General features: G+C 75.4%; 3 protein-coding genes. 1 reads left to right on the forward strand and 2 read right to left on the reverse strand.

The window, feature by feature from the left end; translation table 11 throughout:
• Positions 1-425: 425 nt before the first annotated feature.
• Positions 426-13,445, forward strand: a complete 13,020-nt coding sequence (locus tag EES43_RS03425) for a non-ribosomal peptide synthetase/type I polyketide synthase (protein WP_124271772.1) — start codon at positions 426-428, stop codon at positions 13,443-13,445.
• Between the two features lie 59 nt (positions 13,446-13,504).
• On the opposite strand, the gene EES43_RS03430 is transcribed toward EES43_RS03425, so the two are convergent.
• A complete protein-coding gene (locus EES43_RS03430) occupies positions 13,505-14,353 on the reverse strand; it encodes a class I SAM-dependent methyltransferase (protein WP_124267291.1) in 849 nt (282 codons plus the stop codon).
• A gap of 41 nt (positions 14,354-14,394) precedes the next feature.
• Positions 14,395-15,423: an aldo/keto reductase gene (locus EES43_RS03435; RefSeq protein ID WP_124267292.1), complete on the reverse strand. Its 1,029-nt coding sequence runs from the start codon at positions 15,421-15,423 to the stop codon at positions 14,395-14,397.
• Between the last annotated feature and the right edge of the window lie 168 nt (positions 15,424-15,591).

The raw sequence follows: 15,591 nt of genomic DNA on the forward strand, positions 1-15,591 counted from the left end.
ACGGGCGGAGCCGTACACGGCGGAAGGAACAGGGGCGGGGCGCCGGCGGGCGCTCCGCCCCTTCGCGTCGCGGCCCGGAGCGCGGGCGCCCGCGCGGGCGGGGACCACAGCTGCCGTCGCGGGCGGGACCACGGGTGCCGTCGCGGGCGGGACCACGGGTGCCGTCGCGGGCGGAGTCAGACTCAGGGCTCAGGGCGTCTCCTCCCGCCGGTGGATTCTCGGCGGTCCGCGTGTTCCTAAGATCGTTCCGGAGAGCCGCCCGCGTCACCGGCGTGGCCGTGCTCGTCGTGAAGGCCGACGAGCAGGAGCACGGCGGCGATTGACAGGTCGTCACAGAACGGGTGCGCGCGTGGAGACGTGCGCCGCGCGGCCGACGGGGGGCAGAAATGATCAGTGCGCACGCCACACTCGCGCAGAACGGGCCGATGGACGACATGACGCTGACCCACCTCCTGCTGGACGCGGCTGCCGAGGCGCCCGAGCAGGTCATCGTCCACGTCCGCGGCGACGGCGACGGCGACGGCGACGGCGGAGAACTGGTCGTCACATTCCGTGAGTTGCTGGCCGCGTCGCTGCGCGTGGCCGGCGGATTCCGGGCTGCGGGCGTCGCGCCGGGCACCCGCGTGCCGCTGCTCGCCGACCGCAGCGAGGACTTCCAGCCGATGTTCTGGGGCGCGCTGGCGGCCGGGCTCGTCCCCGTACCGCTGGCTCCGGACGCCCGCCGGCTCCTGCCCGTGTGGGAGCACCTGGACCGGCCGCCCGTGGTGGTGGACGCGGCCTGCGCGTCGCTGCTGGCCGAACTCCCCGACGAGGTGCGGGCGCTGAGCCTGGACGTCCTGCGGGAGGGACCGGCGCTTTGGGAACCGGTCGGCGTGGGGGGCGAGGAGGTCGCCTTCCTCCAGTTCTCCTCGGGCAGTACGGGCGCGCCGAAGGGCGTCGAGGTGACGCACGCGGGCGTGCTGGCCAATCTGGAGCAGATACGGGCGGCGTCGGCGCTGGGCGCGGACGACGTACTGGTCAGCTGGATGCCGTACTTCCACGACATGGGGCTGATCGGTACGCATCTCGCGCCGCTGGCCGCCCGCGCCAAGCAGGTGAAGATCGGGCCGCTGTCGTTCGCCAAGCGGCCCCGGGCGTGGTTCGAGGTGGCGCACCGGCACCGGGCGACCGTGCTCTCCGCCGCCAACTTCGCCCTGGCGCTGGCCGTGCGGCGCGTCCCCGGCGAGGCGATGGCGGGGCTGGACCTCTCCAGCGTCCGGCTGGTGCTGGTCGGGGCCGAGCCTATCGCGCCGGCCGTGTGGCGGGCGTTCGCGTGCCGGACGCGGGCGGCGGGCCTGCCCCCGACGGCCCTCCAGCCGGTGTACGGGCTGGCCGAGGCGACGCTGGCGGTGACCTTCCCGCCGTTGGGCGAGGTGGCCGAGCCGCTGGCCCTGGACCGGGCCGCGCTGAGCCGGGGGCGGGCCGTGGACCGCGCGCCGGGCGACGGCACGGTGGAGCTGATGGACGTCGGCCGCCCGGTGGCGGACACCATCGTGCGGATCGTCGACGACGCGGGCCGCCCGCTCGGCGACCGCCGGGTCGGGCACATCGCGGTCCGCGGTCCGCAGCTCGCCCGCGGTTACCACGGTCTCGCCGACGCGAGCGCGGACGCCTTCGCGGACGGCTGGCTGCGCACCGGGGACCTCGGCTTCCTGCGGGACGGGCGGCTGTGCGTGACCGGTCGCCACAAGGACGTGCTGTTCCTGAACGGCCGCACGTTCCACGCCCCGGACACGGAGGAGGTGGCGGCGGCCACGCCGGGGCTGCCCGCCGGCGCTCCGGCGGTGTTCGGGTCCACCGATCCGGTCACCGGTTCGGAACGCGTGGTGGTCCTGATCCCGTGGGCCCGGCCGCCGAAGGACGCGGGCGAGGTTCTGGACCGGGTCGCCGTCCGGGTCCGCGAGGCCCTGGCCCACGACGACGTGCGGGTGCTGGCGCTGCCGCCGGGCGCGTTCCCCCGTACGACCAGCGGAAAGCTGCAACGGCAGCTGTTGCGGGCTCGTTTCGAGGCGGATGAACTCCCGGGCGGCGGCAACGCCGTCTCCGCCGCCGCCTTCTCCTCCCAGGGGCCCGTCGGCGCTCGTCCGGGGCCCGCCGTCCCGGCTGCGGCGGTGGCCGGAGGTGGGTCGCGGGCTCCCCGTTCACGCAAGGGCGCGGAACGGGCCGTACGGGAGGTGTGGGGCCGTGTCCTGAACCTGCCCGGCGAGGCCGTCGGACGGAACGACCGGTTCGCCGGGCTGGGCGGGACGTCGCTGAAGGCGATGGAGGTGCTCGCGGCGCTGGAGGAGGTCTTCTCGACCACCCTTCCGCCGGCGGTGATGCGCGACCACGACACGGTCGCCGCGCTCGCGGAACACCTCCTCAGCGCCGCCGGGCCCGCGCTGCCGCAGGCGGAGGCGGAGGCGGTGCCACCGTCTCGGGCTCAGGGCGAGCCTGATGCTCCGACGTACGCGGCGGCGGGCGGCCGGAGGAGCGCGGCGCCGACCGCCGTCATCGGCATGGCCTGTCGCTTTCCCGGCGCCGCGACGCCCGACGCCTTCTGGGACCTGCTCGTCGACGGGCACGACGCCGTCACGCCCGTGCCTCCCGGGCGCTGGGAACCTGAGACGGGGGCGGGGGCGACGTCGGGGGCAGCCGATACCGGGGCGGCGGCCGATGCCAGGGGCGATGCCGATGCTGGGGCTGGGGCCGGGGCCGGGGCGGGATCGGGAACTGCGGCCTCGGCGGAGGACAGGCGTGGGACGGCACGCTGGGGAGCGTTCCTGGACGATCCGGCCGCTTTCGACGCCGCGTACTTCGGGATCGGCGGGGACGAGGCCCGCGCACTCGACCCGCAGGCCCGGCTCTTCCTCGAACTCGCCCACGAGGCCCTGGAACGCGCGGGCTACGCGGGCCCGCGCCGACGCGACCGCCGGATCGGCGTCTTCGCCGCCGTCGGGGAGAGCGGCTACCGGGAGGTTCTGGACCGGGCGGCGGAGGCCGGTGCGCCGCTCTCCGCCGCCGCGCTCACCGGAAACCTGCCCAACCTGGTCGCCGCCCGCGTAGCGCAGTGCCTCGATCTCGACGGCCCCGCGCTGGCGGTCGACACCGCCTGCTCCTCGGGCCTCGTGGCGCTGCATCTGGCCCGGCGCAGTCTCCTGGACGGAGAGTGCGACCTCGCCGTGGTGGGCGGAGTCAACCTCCACCTCACCTCCACCGGCCACCGCCTCCTGGAAGCGGCGCAGGCCCTGTCCCCGACCGGGCGCAGCCGCGCCTTCAGCGGCGCGGCCGACGGTTTCGTCCCCGGCGAGGGCGGTGCGGCCCTGGTGCTGACGCGTCTCGACGCGGCCCGGCTCGCCGACGATCCCGTACTCGCGGTGGTCCGGGGAACGGCCGTCAACAACGACGGCAGGTCGCTCAGCCTCATGGCGCCCAACCCGCTGCGCCAGCGCGAGGTCATCACCCGGGCGTACGAGGAGTCCGGGGTCGACCCGGCCTCCGTGAGCTATGTGGAGGCGCACGGGACGGGCACCCCCGTCGGCGACCCGATCGAACTGCGGTCCCTGGCCCACGCGTTCCCCGTGCCGTCGGGCGGAGAGCCGCGCCTGCTCGGTTCGGTGAAGACCAACTTCGGCCACCTGCTGAACGCGGCGGCCCTGCCTGCACTGGTCAAGGTCGTCCTGGCGCTGGGCCACCGCAGGCTGCCCGCCTCGCTGCACCATCTGCCGGCCTCCCCGGCCCTCGGCCCGGTCGGCTTCTCCGTGGTGACCGAGACGCGCGAGTGGACGTCGTCCGGACCTCTCGTAGCCGGGATCAACGCCTTCGGATTCGGCGGCACCAACGCCCATGCCATCCTCGAACAGGCCCCGCCCCCGTCATCCACCGCCCCGCGCGACGACGCCGGCCCCCACCTGCTGACGCTGTCGGCCCGCAGCGCGGCGGGGCTGCGGGTGGCCGCCGCGAACCTCGCGGACCGCCTGCGGAGTCGTCCGCCACTGAGCGAGGGCGACGTCTGCCGGACCGCGAGCACGTCCCGGGACGACGGCCCGTACCGGCTGGCCGTCGTCGCCGACGGCGATCTACGGGAGCGGCTGGCGGCGCTCACGGCCGCTGCGCCGCAGCCGTCGCAGCCGCAGCCGCAGCCGTACGGAATGTCCGGCGGACCGGGTCGGTCCGGTGCGTTCACGCCGGGCGAGGTCCGTTCCCGGCCGCGGGTGGTCCTGCTGTTCCCGGGACAGGGGACCCCGCGCCTCGGCCGCGAAGGCGGTCTGTACCGCACGGCGCCGATGTTCCGCGAAACCCTGGACGAGGCGTCCGCGCTCGTCGGCCCGCTGCACGGCCGGAGCCTGCTGGACTGGTGTCTGGACCCGGACCCAACCCCGGAGCCGGCCTCGGAGTCGGAAACGGAAGCCGGACCGGACGCGGAACCGGACGCGGAACCGGAGCGCCGGGCGTTGACGACGGAGGTGGCGCAGCCGCTGCTCGTCGCGACCGGTGTGGCCCTCGCCCGTCAGATGCGGAGCTGGGGCGTGGAGCCCGACGCGGTCGCCGGGCACAGCGTCGGCGAGATCGCCGCCGCTTGCGCGGCGGGGATGCTGAGCCTGTCGGAGGCCATGCGCTTCGCAGCCGAACGCGGTCGTCTCATGGGAGCGTTCACGGAGCCCGGCGCGATGCTCGCGGTACGCGGCGGCGACGAAGAGGCGGCGGCCTTGGTGGCCGCCGCGGGCGGCGCACTGGCCGTGGCCGCGTACAACGGTCCGGGCCTGCTCGTCCTGTCGGGTGCGGTGGCGGCCGTCGAGGAGGCGGCCCGTGCCTTGGACGCGCGGGGCGTCGCCGTACGCCGGCTGCGGGTCTCCCGGGCCTTCCACTCGCCGCTCATGGGGCCGATCGCCGATCCCCTCTCCGACGCGGCCCGTGGCCTCGCCCCGCGCGCCGGGGTCCTTCCGCTGCTGAGCACGGTGACCGCCGAGTGGCAGCCGGTGCTGGACCCGGAGTACCTGCGGGACCACGCCCTGCGGCCGGTGCTGTTCGGCGCGGCGGTGGAGCGGCTGATCCGGGAGGGGTACGACACGTTCGTCGAGGTCGGGCGCGGCGCGAGTCTGGCCGGGGCGGTGCGCGCGGCGGCCCGGCGCGGTGCGCCGGACCGCTCGGGGCCCCCGGACGACAGGACGGACCGCTTCGGCCCGTCGGACGACACGACGGACCACTTCGAACCTGCGGACGGCAGGGCGGCGGACGGCCGGGGCGGTGCCGAGGAGGCCGCCGCCCGCGTGACGGTGGTGCCCGCCCTGCCGGACCACGGCACGGCCGGCGGAGCGCGGCGGCCGGGCGGTGAGGGGCGCGGGGAGCTGCTGGCCACCCTCGGCCGCCTCTGGACTCTCGGGACACCGCTGGACCGTACGGTGCTCGATGCCGGTCGCCGCCATGTTCCGCTGCCGCCCTACCCCTTCCAGCGCAGCCGGTACTGGCCGCTGCCGCCGTCCCGCCCGCTGCTCCACCGGGTCGGCTGGCAGGAGTCCGGCACGCCCCCGACTTGCGCCGGAGTCGGCTCGGTGCTCCTGACAGGGCCCGACGCCGCAGCCGTCGACTCGCTCGGCGAACAACTCACGGCCGAGGGCGTCCGCCTGCGACCGAAGGACGGCACTCCGCCCGACGCCGTGGTCCTGGTGGCCGGGCCGGCTCCCGCCCTCACGGACGCGGACGCCCTCGACCGGGCGCAGGACGCCGCGCTGTCGGCCTTCCGGACGGCGCTCGCGCTGCTCGACGACAGCGGCGCGCACCGGCTGCTGGTGCTGACCGAGGACGTCCACGTCACGGGTGCGGCGACGGAACGGCCGCGCCCGGTCCACGCCGTCCTGCACGGACTCCTCATGGCCCTGTCGCAGGAGACGCCGGGCCTGGCGGCGACCTCACTCGACCTCTGTTCGGCGGACACGGCGGCGGACCGGCTGACGGCCGTGCTCTTCGAACTGCGCGAGGAACTGCCGGCAGGACTGCGGGTCGACCGGACCGCCGAGCCCGTGACCGCCGTCGCCTGGCGGGCGGGACGCCGCCTGCTGCGGACCGTCACACCCCTCGCCGTCACACCACTCGCCGTCACACCGCTCACGGGCACACCGCATGCCGGTGCGCCGCATGCCCTCACCCCGCTCACCGGCACGACGCCGTCCCCGCTGCCACCGGACGGCAGCTTCCTCATCACCGGAGGCGGGGGCGGGATCGGGGCCGCGCTCGCCCGGGAACTCGCCACGCTCGGCCGCCCGACGCTCGTCCTCGCCGGGCGATCACCCCGACCGCCCGCCGGGCTGATCGAGGAGCTGACCGCGCTCGGCGCCACGGTCGACTACCGCGCGGCCGACGTATCGGTGGAACAGGACGTCGACGCTCTGCTCGCCGGACTGCCCGGCCTGGACGCGGTCTTCCACGCGGCCGGGGTGGTACGTCCGGGAACCCTGCGGAACAAGACCGCCGAGGAGATGACGCGGGTCCTCGCCGCCAAGACGCGCGGCAGTCTGCTGCTCTCCCTGGCCCTGCGGCGACACGGGCTGAGCCCGGACGTGTGCGTGGCGTTCTCCTCGGTCTCCGCCGTCCTGCCCGGCCTGGCGGGCGCGCTGGGCGACTACGCGGCGGCGAACGCCTTCCTGGACGCCTTCGCCGCCTCGGAGCGCCGGGCCGGCAGGCCCTGGCAGTCCGTGAACCTCGCCGCGGTCGCCGGAACCGGGCTGGCGGCCGGACTGCGTACGGACTCGGGGCCGGGGACGGGGACGGGAAGGGGAAGGGGAAGCGGTGCGCGGACGTATTCGGCACCGGTTTCCGTCTCCGCCTCCTCCGCCGCGTCGCGTGCGGGGAGCCGGCCCCTGACGACCGCCGACGCGCTGGCGGCGCTGCGTACGGCGTCCGGAATCGACGCGGCCCACCTGATGATCGCCGACCTGACGCCGCCGCCCTCGCCGGTGACGTCGGTCGGGGCCGTTCCCGATCCGGCCGGAACCTCGGCGGTCGTCGAGGCCCCCGTACCCGTAACGGACCGAACGCCTTCCGGAATCGAGGCCACGAGACCGGCCTCGGCCGGACCGGGCCACGCCCCGCTGCTGCGGCGTCTGATCGCCGCTGCGCTGCGCCTGCCGACCGCCGCGGACGTCAGCGAGGACGAGCCGTTCCTGTCCCTGGGGCTGGACTCACTCGCCGCCGTCGACCTCGTCAAACAGCTCGAACACGAGCTGGACGCCTCGCTGCCCGCCACCCTCTTCTTCGAGTACCGGACCGTACGCGAACTGGCGGCACACCTGGACGCGTCGCTCAGTACGGGCAGGAACACCGGGGCGAGCACGGGCGCGGGCACGAACACCGGGGCGAGCACCGGCGCGGGCGCGGGCACGAACACCGGCGCGAGCACGGGCACGGGCACGGGCACGGGCGCGGTCGTCGCGGACGGCACGCCGTTCGCGCTCACCCCGCTGCAACTGGCCTTCCACGCCGGGGGCCGCCTCCACCCGGACATACCGGCGCGCGGTTACGTACGCCAGAGCGTCAGCGGCCCGTTGGACGAAGGTCTGCTGGCGCGGGCGCTCGCCGCGCTCGCGGAACGGCACCCCATGGTGCGCCTCCGCATCACCACAGCTCCGGCCGAGGACGGCAGGACGGTCCCGGTCCAGTACGTCGCTCCGTCAGCGCCCCTGTCCGACTGGTACGAGGTCCGCGCGTGCCCGGAGGGCGTCGAGAAGCTGGAAACCGAGCTGGCCAACCGGCCCTTCGACCTCTCCGCCGAGCCGCCGCTGCGGGCGGTACTGGCGCGGGAGAACCCCGACCTGGCCCATCTGGTGCTCGTGCTGCACCACGCGGCCGGTGACGGATACAGCCTCAACGTCCTGGGCTCGGAACTCTGGTCGCTCTACACCGACCTCGCCCTGGACCGCGAGCCCTCCCTGCCCGCGCCCGGCGCCGACTTCGCGCGGTACACGGCCGTGGCCGCCGAGGAGCGTTCGTCCGCCGCCTTCGCCGCCGACGAGCGCCACTGGGCCGAGCGGCTGGCCTCCCGGCACGAAGTCCTGCGGTTGCCCTACGACGGCGATCCGGCCGACGCTCCGTCAGCTCCGCTTCTCACCCATCCGAGCGCGCTCGCACCGGAGCCGGCCGCCGCGCTGCGCGAGCTGGCCGCCGCACACGGCGTGAGCCTGTTCCATCTCGTGCTCGCCGTCCACGTGCGCTGCCTGGCGCGGTGGAGCGGGCAGCGCGAGATCGCGGTGAACATCGCCCGCGCCCGGCGCGAGACCCGCCTGCCCGGCCTGGACCGGCTCGTCGGCCCGCTCGCGGACACGCTGCCCCTGCTGTGCTCGGCCGATCCGGACGAGCCGGCTCCGGCGCTGGCGGAGCGGTTGCGGGACATCTGGCTGGAGACCGAGCGCCACGCCACACCCGCCGGCCTCGACCTGGTACGGCTCCTGCCCGGGGGCGACGGGCCGCGCACGGTGAGCCCGGCGGGCTTCAGCTTCGCCCGCTTCCCGGCCGCCCGCGACGCGCGGTGCCCGGTGACCGTACGGGCCACGGCGGCCGGAACCGCCACTGCGGCGACCCGGCTGAGCCTGCTGTGCTGGGAGGACGGGACGACGCTGCGCTTCTCCTGGAACTTCCCCGTACGGCTGTTCGCCCCGGCCACGGTGGCGCGGCTGGCCCGCGACTTCGAGGCCGAGCTGATCGCGCTCGCCGGGCGGCGGACCGCGCAGTCCCAGCAGTCCACGCAGTCCCAGCAGTCCACGCAGGCCACACGGACCGTGCAGACCGCACGGATCGCGCGGACCGCACCGGCCCCGGGGTCCGAGGCGGTCCCGGTGTCTCGCCGGGACACCGGATCCGCCACGATCGTGGACCGGCTCCTCGCCCGGTTCCGTACGGTCCCGGACGCGGTCGCCGTCGACACCGGCGCCTCGACGTTGACGTACGCGCAGCTCGACCGGGCCTCACGCGCGCTCGCCGACCGGCTCGTCGGTCGCGGCGTCCGTCCCGGAAGCCTGGTCGCGCTGCTCACCGCGCCGGGCGCCGACACCGTGACAGCGGTCGTCGCCGTGATGCGGGCGGGCGCCGGCTGGGTCCCGCTGGACGCCGACCACCCGACGGCCCGTCTGGCGGACCAGATCGCACGGTCCGGCGTCCGTACGGTGGTCTGCCACGCGGCCACCCGCGCGGCGGCCGACGCTCTTGACGGCGTGGTGCTGGTACCGCTCGACGAGGCGTCACCCGCCGCCCCGGCCGCACCGAACGGGCGCGTCGACGCCGACACCACGGCGTACGTGATCTTCACCTCCGGCTCCACGGGCCGGCCCAAGGCCGTGCCGATCACCTACCGGTCGATGGAGAACTACCTCGACTGGGCCGTCCGCACCTTCGGGTACGACCGGGACGACCGCCTGGCACAGACGGCGTCGATCTGCTTCGACGCGTCGGTCCGGCAACTGCTGGCCCCGCTGCTCGTCGGGGCGACGGTGGTGGCGGTCCCCCGGGGTCTGGTCCGCGATCCCGACCTGCTGCTGACGCACGTGGAGCGCACCCGGATCACGGTGTGGAGCTCCGTCCCCACCCTCTGGGAGCAGTTGCTGACGGCGGCCGAGGAACGGGTACGGCGCGGCCTTCCACGACCGGACCTCTCGGCCCTGCGGTGGATCCACGTCGGCGGCGAAGCCCTCCCGCCGACGCATGTCCGCCGCTGGTACGACCTGTTCGGCGGCGGTCAGCGCGTCGCGAACCTGTACGGGCCGACCGAGTCGACCATCAACGCCACCTGCCACATCATCGACGCCCGGCCCGGCGACCACGTGCACCGCCTGCCGATCGGCCGGCCGGTCGCCGGCGCCGAGGTGCGGGTGGCCGGCCCGGACGGTGAACCTCGGAAGCCGGGCGAGGCGGGTGAACTGCTCATCGCGGGAGTGGGACTGACCGCCGGTTATCTGGGCGAACCGGCGCTCACCGAAGCCGCGTTCACCCGGCAGGCAGGGCGGCGCTGGTACCGCAGCGGCGACCTGGTCCGGTCGGCGGCGGACGGCACGCTGGAATTCCTCGGGCGGCTGGACGACCAGGTGAAGGTGCGCGGCCACCGGGTCGAGCCGGGCGAGGTCGAGGCGGTCCTCCAGACGCATCCGGACATCGCGCGGGCCGTCGTGCTGGTACGGGACGGCCGACTCGTCGCGTTCGTCACGGCCAGGCCGGGGACGAAGGCGGCCGACGCCGTCGCGCTGCGGGTGCACCTGGCGCGGACCCTGCCGCCGTACATGCTTCCGGCCCGCATCACCCGTGTCGACGAACTGCCGCTCACGGGGACGGGCAAGGTCGACCGCCAACGCCTGCTCGCGACGACGGCGACGCCTACGGCTACGGCTACGGCTACGGACACGGACACGGACACGGGTACGGCTACCGCCGCCGCTGTCGCTTCGGCCGACGCTGCGAACGGAAACGGCGTCCCGGACCGCACCTCCCGCCGGACGCCGCCGAGGACCGCGACCGAGGTGCGGCTGGCCGGTATCTGGTCGGCGCTGCTCCAGGTCGGCGAGGTCTGCCGCGAGGACGACTTCTTCGCCCTGGGCGGCGACTCGCTGCTCGTGCTGGAGGTGTTCGCCCGGCTGGCTGAGCGGGGCGGCCCGCTGCCCCGGCCGACCGTCGTCTACCGTCACCGCACGCTCGCGGCCCTCGCCGCCGAGGTGGACGCGGCGGCCCGTACCGAGGTCGCGAACGCGGACACGCCCGCGCGGGCAGCGGCGACCACGAGCGGCGCGCCGACGACGGGCGGCGGCGAGCACCACCCCGGCCCGACGCCCTACCCGCTCACCCCCGGCCAGCGCGGCTTCCTCCTCGCCGAGGCGATCGCACCGGGCGCGGGTTCGTCCTGGCTGACACGGCTGCGCCTGCGCGGACCGCTGGACCCCGGCCGCTTCCAGGCCGCGGTCGACACGCTCGTCGCCCGGCACGCCATGCTGCGTACGGTCTTTCCAGCCGGGGCCCGCCCGGCCGTCCAGCAGGAGCTTCCGGCCTCGCTGCGCCTGCCGGTCGACTTCGAGACGCTCGCCGGGCCGCACCAGGTGGAGGAGCGGATCACCGCCGAGCGGGCGCGCCGCTTCGAACTCTGGGCCTGGCCGCTGCTGCGGCTGCGCCTCCTGACGATCGCGCCGGACGAGCACGTCCTGGTGGTGCACGCCCACCACATCATCGGCGACGGCTACAGCGCCGCCCTCCTGGTGCGGGAGCTGATGGCCGTGTACGACGCGGCGACCCGCTCCGAACGTGCCGAACTTCCCGTGCCGCGCAGTACGTTCCGCGACTACGCCGTACATCTCGCGGGGCGCGCGGAGAACGCGGACGGCACGGAGGGTCCGATCGGCACGGAGGGCACGGACGGTACGGAGGGCACGGACGGTACGGAGGGCACGGACGGCACGGAGGGCACGGACGGCCCCGAGGGCCAGGAGGCGGCGGCCCGGTGGGCTTGGCTCAGCGCCCCCTACCACCGCCCTGAACTGCGGGCCGAGGGCACGGACGGCGTGGCGCGGACCGGTGACGCGGTCTCCTCGGACGACCGGATGCGGACCGGCGTACGCCACGCGCCCTTCCACTCCCGCGGGTTCGACGTCGGGACCGGACAGGTGGACGCGCTGCGGCGGCTGGCGTCCGATGCCGGGGCCACGCTGTACGCGCCGCTGCTCACCGCCTACTACCGGGCGCTGGCGGCGAGGACGGGTCGGGCGGATCTGGTCCTGGGGCTCGCCGTGAGCGGCCGGGACCATCCGCTGCCGGACGTGAACCGGGTCTTCGGCCCGTTCGCCACGGCCGTGCCCGTACGGCCGGCCGGTCCGGGCTCCGGCCGCCCCGCCGGCGCGGACTTCGGTGACGACCTGCGGCGGATGGCCGCCGAGGCCGTCGCGGCGCGTACGCACGACGGCGCGGTGCCGAGTCTTCCCAGCGGCCTGCCGCTGACCTCGCAGTTCTTCTTCACGTTCCTGGACTTCTCCGCGCTGGGGCCGGAGAGCGGACAGACGCTGACCGTGACGCGGGACGACGACGCCGACAGCGAGTTCACGCCGCCTGCGATCGGTACGGACGTGTTCCTGGCCGCGCGCCTGGACGCGGGCCGCCTGCGGGTCACCGTGCGGGCCTCGGCCGGGGCGCTCTCGGCGCGGGAGCTGGCCGACCTCGCGGACGCGGTGCGCGACGGCCTGGCGGAGGCGACCGCTCGCCCGGCGGAGGACCGACTCACCCTGGCGCCGGGCGCCTTGGAGCAGGAGTCCGCCGCACGGCGGGCGGGAGAGGTGGACGCGGCGCTCGTCGGATATCTGCCGTCCCCGGCCCACCTGGCCCGCCTGGCCGGTGTGCCCGCCACGGCGCTGCCCCGCGAGGAGCTGCGGAGCCTCCTCTTCCCCGACGGCCGGCCGAGGCTCCTCGAAACGCTGAGCACCCCGCTCGGCCGCTCCGGTTTCGTCGGAGTCCCGCTCTTCGCGGACGAGCTCGCGGCGGGTGAGTCCCTGCTCGGGCACACCGTGCGGGGCGTGGAACTCGCTTCGTCCCTCGGCGCGCGGTCCGTGTCGCTCGCCGGCATGATCCCGTCCCTGACCGGCTACGGCTTCGATGTCGCCCGCGCCCTCGGCGGCGAAGCGCCGGCGGTGACCGTCACGACCGGCCACGGGACGACGGTGGTGTCGGTCGTCAAGACCGTGCACGCCGCGCTGGCCGCCGCCGGTCAGGATCTGGGCGACCTCACGGTCGCGTTCGTGGGGCTCGGCTCGATCGGCTCCTCGTCGCTGGAACTGCTGCTGAGCAGGGCCGCGCGCCCGCCGGCCCGTCTGCTGCTCTGCGACGTCCCGGGCAGCGGCCCGCGTCTGAAGGAGCTGACGGTGAGCCTGCGCGAACGTGTGGCGGTCGGCCCGGTGGAGGCGGTGGAGTCCGCCGGCGGTCTTCCGCCGGAGGTGTACGGCGCGGACCTGATCGTCACCGCGGTCAGCGGCGGCGGCGCTCTGCTCGACATCGACCGCCTGCGGCCGGGGACCACCGTGGTCGACGACTCCTTCCCGCACTGCTTCGACACGGGGCGTGCGATCGAACGGATGCGGGAGAAGCGTGACGTGCTCGTCGTCGGCGGCGGACTCCTCGACGCCGGCGCGGGCGAACGCCGGGCCGCCGACGGCCTGCCCGCCGCCGCGGCGGCCGGACACCTCGCCCAGCCGTGGCTTCCCGGCACGATCGCATCCTGCCGGCTGGAATCCCTGCTGCACGCGGCCGGTGCGGGCGCGCCCGCGGTACGCGGCCCGGTCGACGGGCCGACAGGGCTGGCCCACTGGGCGGCTGCGGAGGCGACCGGCACCCGCGCCGCGCCGCTGCACCTGCTCGGCCACGTCGTCGACACGGACGCGCTCAGGGGGTTCAGCCGCTTCAGCCGCCGCGGCTGACTCCGCAACCCCGGCCCTCGGCGCGTGCGTCTGCGGCCGGGGCTCGCCCCGGTGGGAATTCAGCCTCCCGGGCGAGTCCCGCCGGCGTCGCACAGCCGGGCCGTCGCGACGTGCACGGTGAACGCGCAGGGCACGCGCCCGTCCGGCGCCGTCAGGTGGCGCACCTCGGTGGAGAACGCCTCGCGCAGCCGGTCGACCCGTTCCGCGTCCAGCGGCCCGAGGTCGTAGAGGCCCGACAGGGCGGCCCACACCTGCCCGACCGGACCGCTCAGATCGATCGGAACGGTCTCCCACTCCACCGGGGCGAATCCCGCCGGGCCGAGGATCTCGTCGAGCCCTTCGCGATGCCGCGTCCTCCGGTCCCCCAGCGGCGGGATGCGCTGGGCGGCGGGCGCCTCCGCGATCGTGCGCCGCAGCAGCCGGACGAAGAGTTCGTACGCCCCTTCGCCCACGGCCCCGCCTCCCAGCACGCACGCCAGCAGGCCCCCGGGCGACAGCACCCGGGCCGTCTCGGCCGCCACGTGGTCGATCTCGCTCATCACCATCAGCGCCATATGGGAGACACAGGCGTCGAAACTGCCGTCGGCGAAGGGGAGTTGCTGAGCCCGGCCCTCCACCAGGGCCGCCCCGGCCAGACCCGGCCGGCACCGTGCCCAGGCCAGGGACCGCGCGGAGAGGTCGAGGCCGGCGAGCCGCCGTACGCCCGCCCGGGCCAGGAGCTCCAGCACCAGGCCGTCTCCGCAGCCGAGGTCCAGCACGCGGGTGCTCCCCGCCACGCGATCGCTCAGGATCTCGTAGCTGGACCGGCCGTCCGGGGCGCGCCCCCGGCCGAACGCCTCGGCGGTCACCGCCGGGTGCTCGGCGTGGAAGGCGCGCAGGAACTCTTCCTGGGATGCGGTGGTCGTCACGTCGCCAACCTAACGCCCGACTCACCCGGTCGGCGGACCCGTCAGACCGCGGACCGCTCACCGGCCGGGCGGCGGCGCAGCGCGGTCTGCTGGACGGCCGGCGGGTCGTACGCCATGTCGAGGGCTCCGACGTCGGTGCCGGGGGGCACGACGGCGTCGATCCGGTCGAGGATCTCGTCGCTCAGGACGGTGCCGCTCCCGGCGAGGAGGTCGTCGAGATGGGCCATGGTGCGGGGCCCGATGATGGCGGAGGTGACGCCGGGGTGGCTGATCGCGAAGGCCGTCGCCAGGTGTGTCAGCGGCATCCCGGCCTCCGCGGCGAGCAGGATGAGCTGCTCGACGGCGTCGAGGCGGTGTTCGTCGCTCAGGTGCCGGAAGCCGAATCCGGCCCGGTGGGTGTCGTTCTGCCCGCCCTTGCGGTACCGCCCGGTGAGCAGGCCGCCCGCGAGCGGGCTCCAGACCAGGGCGCCCATCCCGTAACGCTCGCACACGGGCAGGACCTCGCGTTCGATGCCCCGGTTGAGGATCGAGTACGGCGGCTGCTCGGTGCGGAAGCGCTCCAGGCCGCGCCGTTCGGCGGCCCACTGGGCCTCGACGATGTCCGACGCGGGAACGCTGGAGGCGCCGATGGCCCGGACCTTGCCCGCGCGCACCAGGTCGGTGAGGGCCGAAAGGGTCTCCTCGACGTCGGTCTCCGGATCGGGGCGGTGGATCTGGTAGAGGTCGACGTGGTCGGTGCCGAGCCGGCGCAGCGAGTCGTCGAGCGCGCGCACCAGCCAGCGGCGCGAGCTGCCCTGCTGGTTGGGGTCGTCGCCCATGGGCAGACGCGCCTTGGTGGCGAGCACGACGTTGTCGCGGCGGCCCCTGAGCGCCTTGCCGACGATCTCCTCGGACTCCCCCCGGCCGTACATGTCGGCGGTGTCGACGAAGTTGACCCCGGCGTCCAGCGCCTTGTGGATGATGCGGACCGCGTCGTCGTGGTCGGGGTTGCCCAGGGCTCCGAACATCATCGCGCCCAGGCAGTAGGGGCTGACCTTGATCCCGGTGCGGCCCAGCGTGCGGTACCTCATGGTGCTCCTCGGGGCTCGGGGAGCGCGCCGCGGCGCGGCACGCTCAGGTAACCATGCTGGCCGTCGCACGATCACCCCGCTCGTCGACGGACCGCCGCCGTACGGAGCCGCAAGCGGAGAGGCCCTGACTGGCGGCGCCCTCGGCCCTCGCCCGCCGTGGTGAACGTA

Origin of the sequence: Streptomyces sp. ADI96-02 (assembly GCF_003846185.1) — a bacterium.
GTDB lineage: Bacteria > Actinomycetota > Actinomycetes > Streptomycetales > Streptomycetaceae > Streptomyces.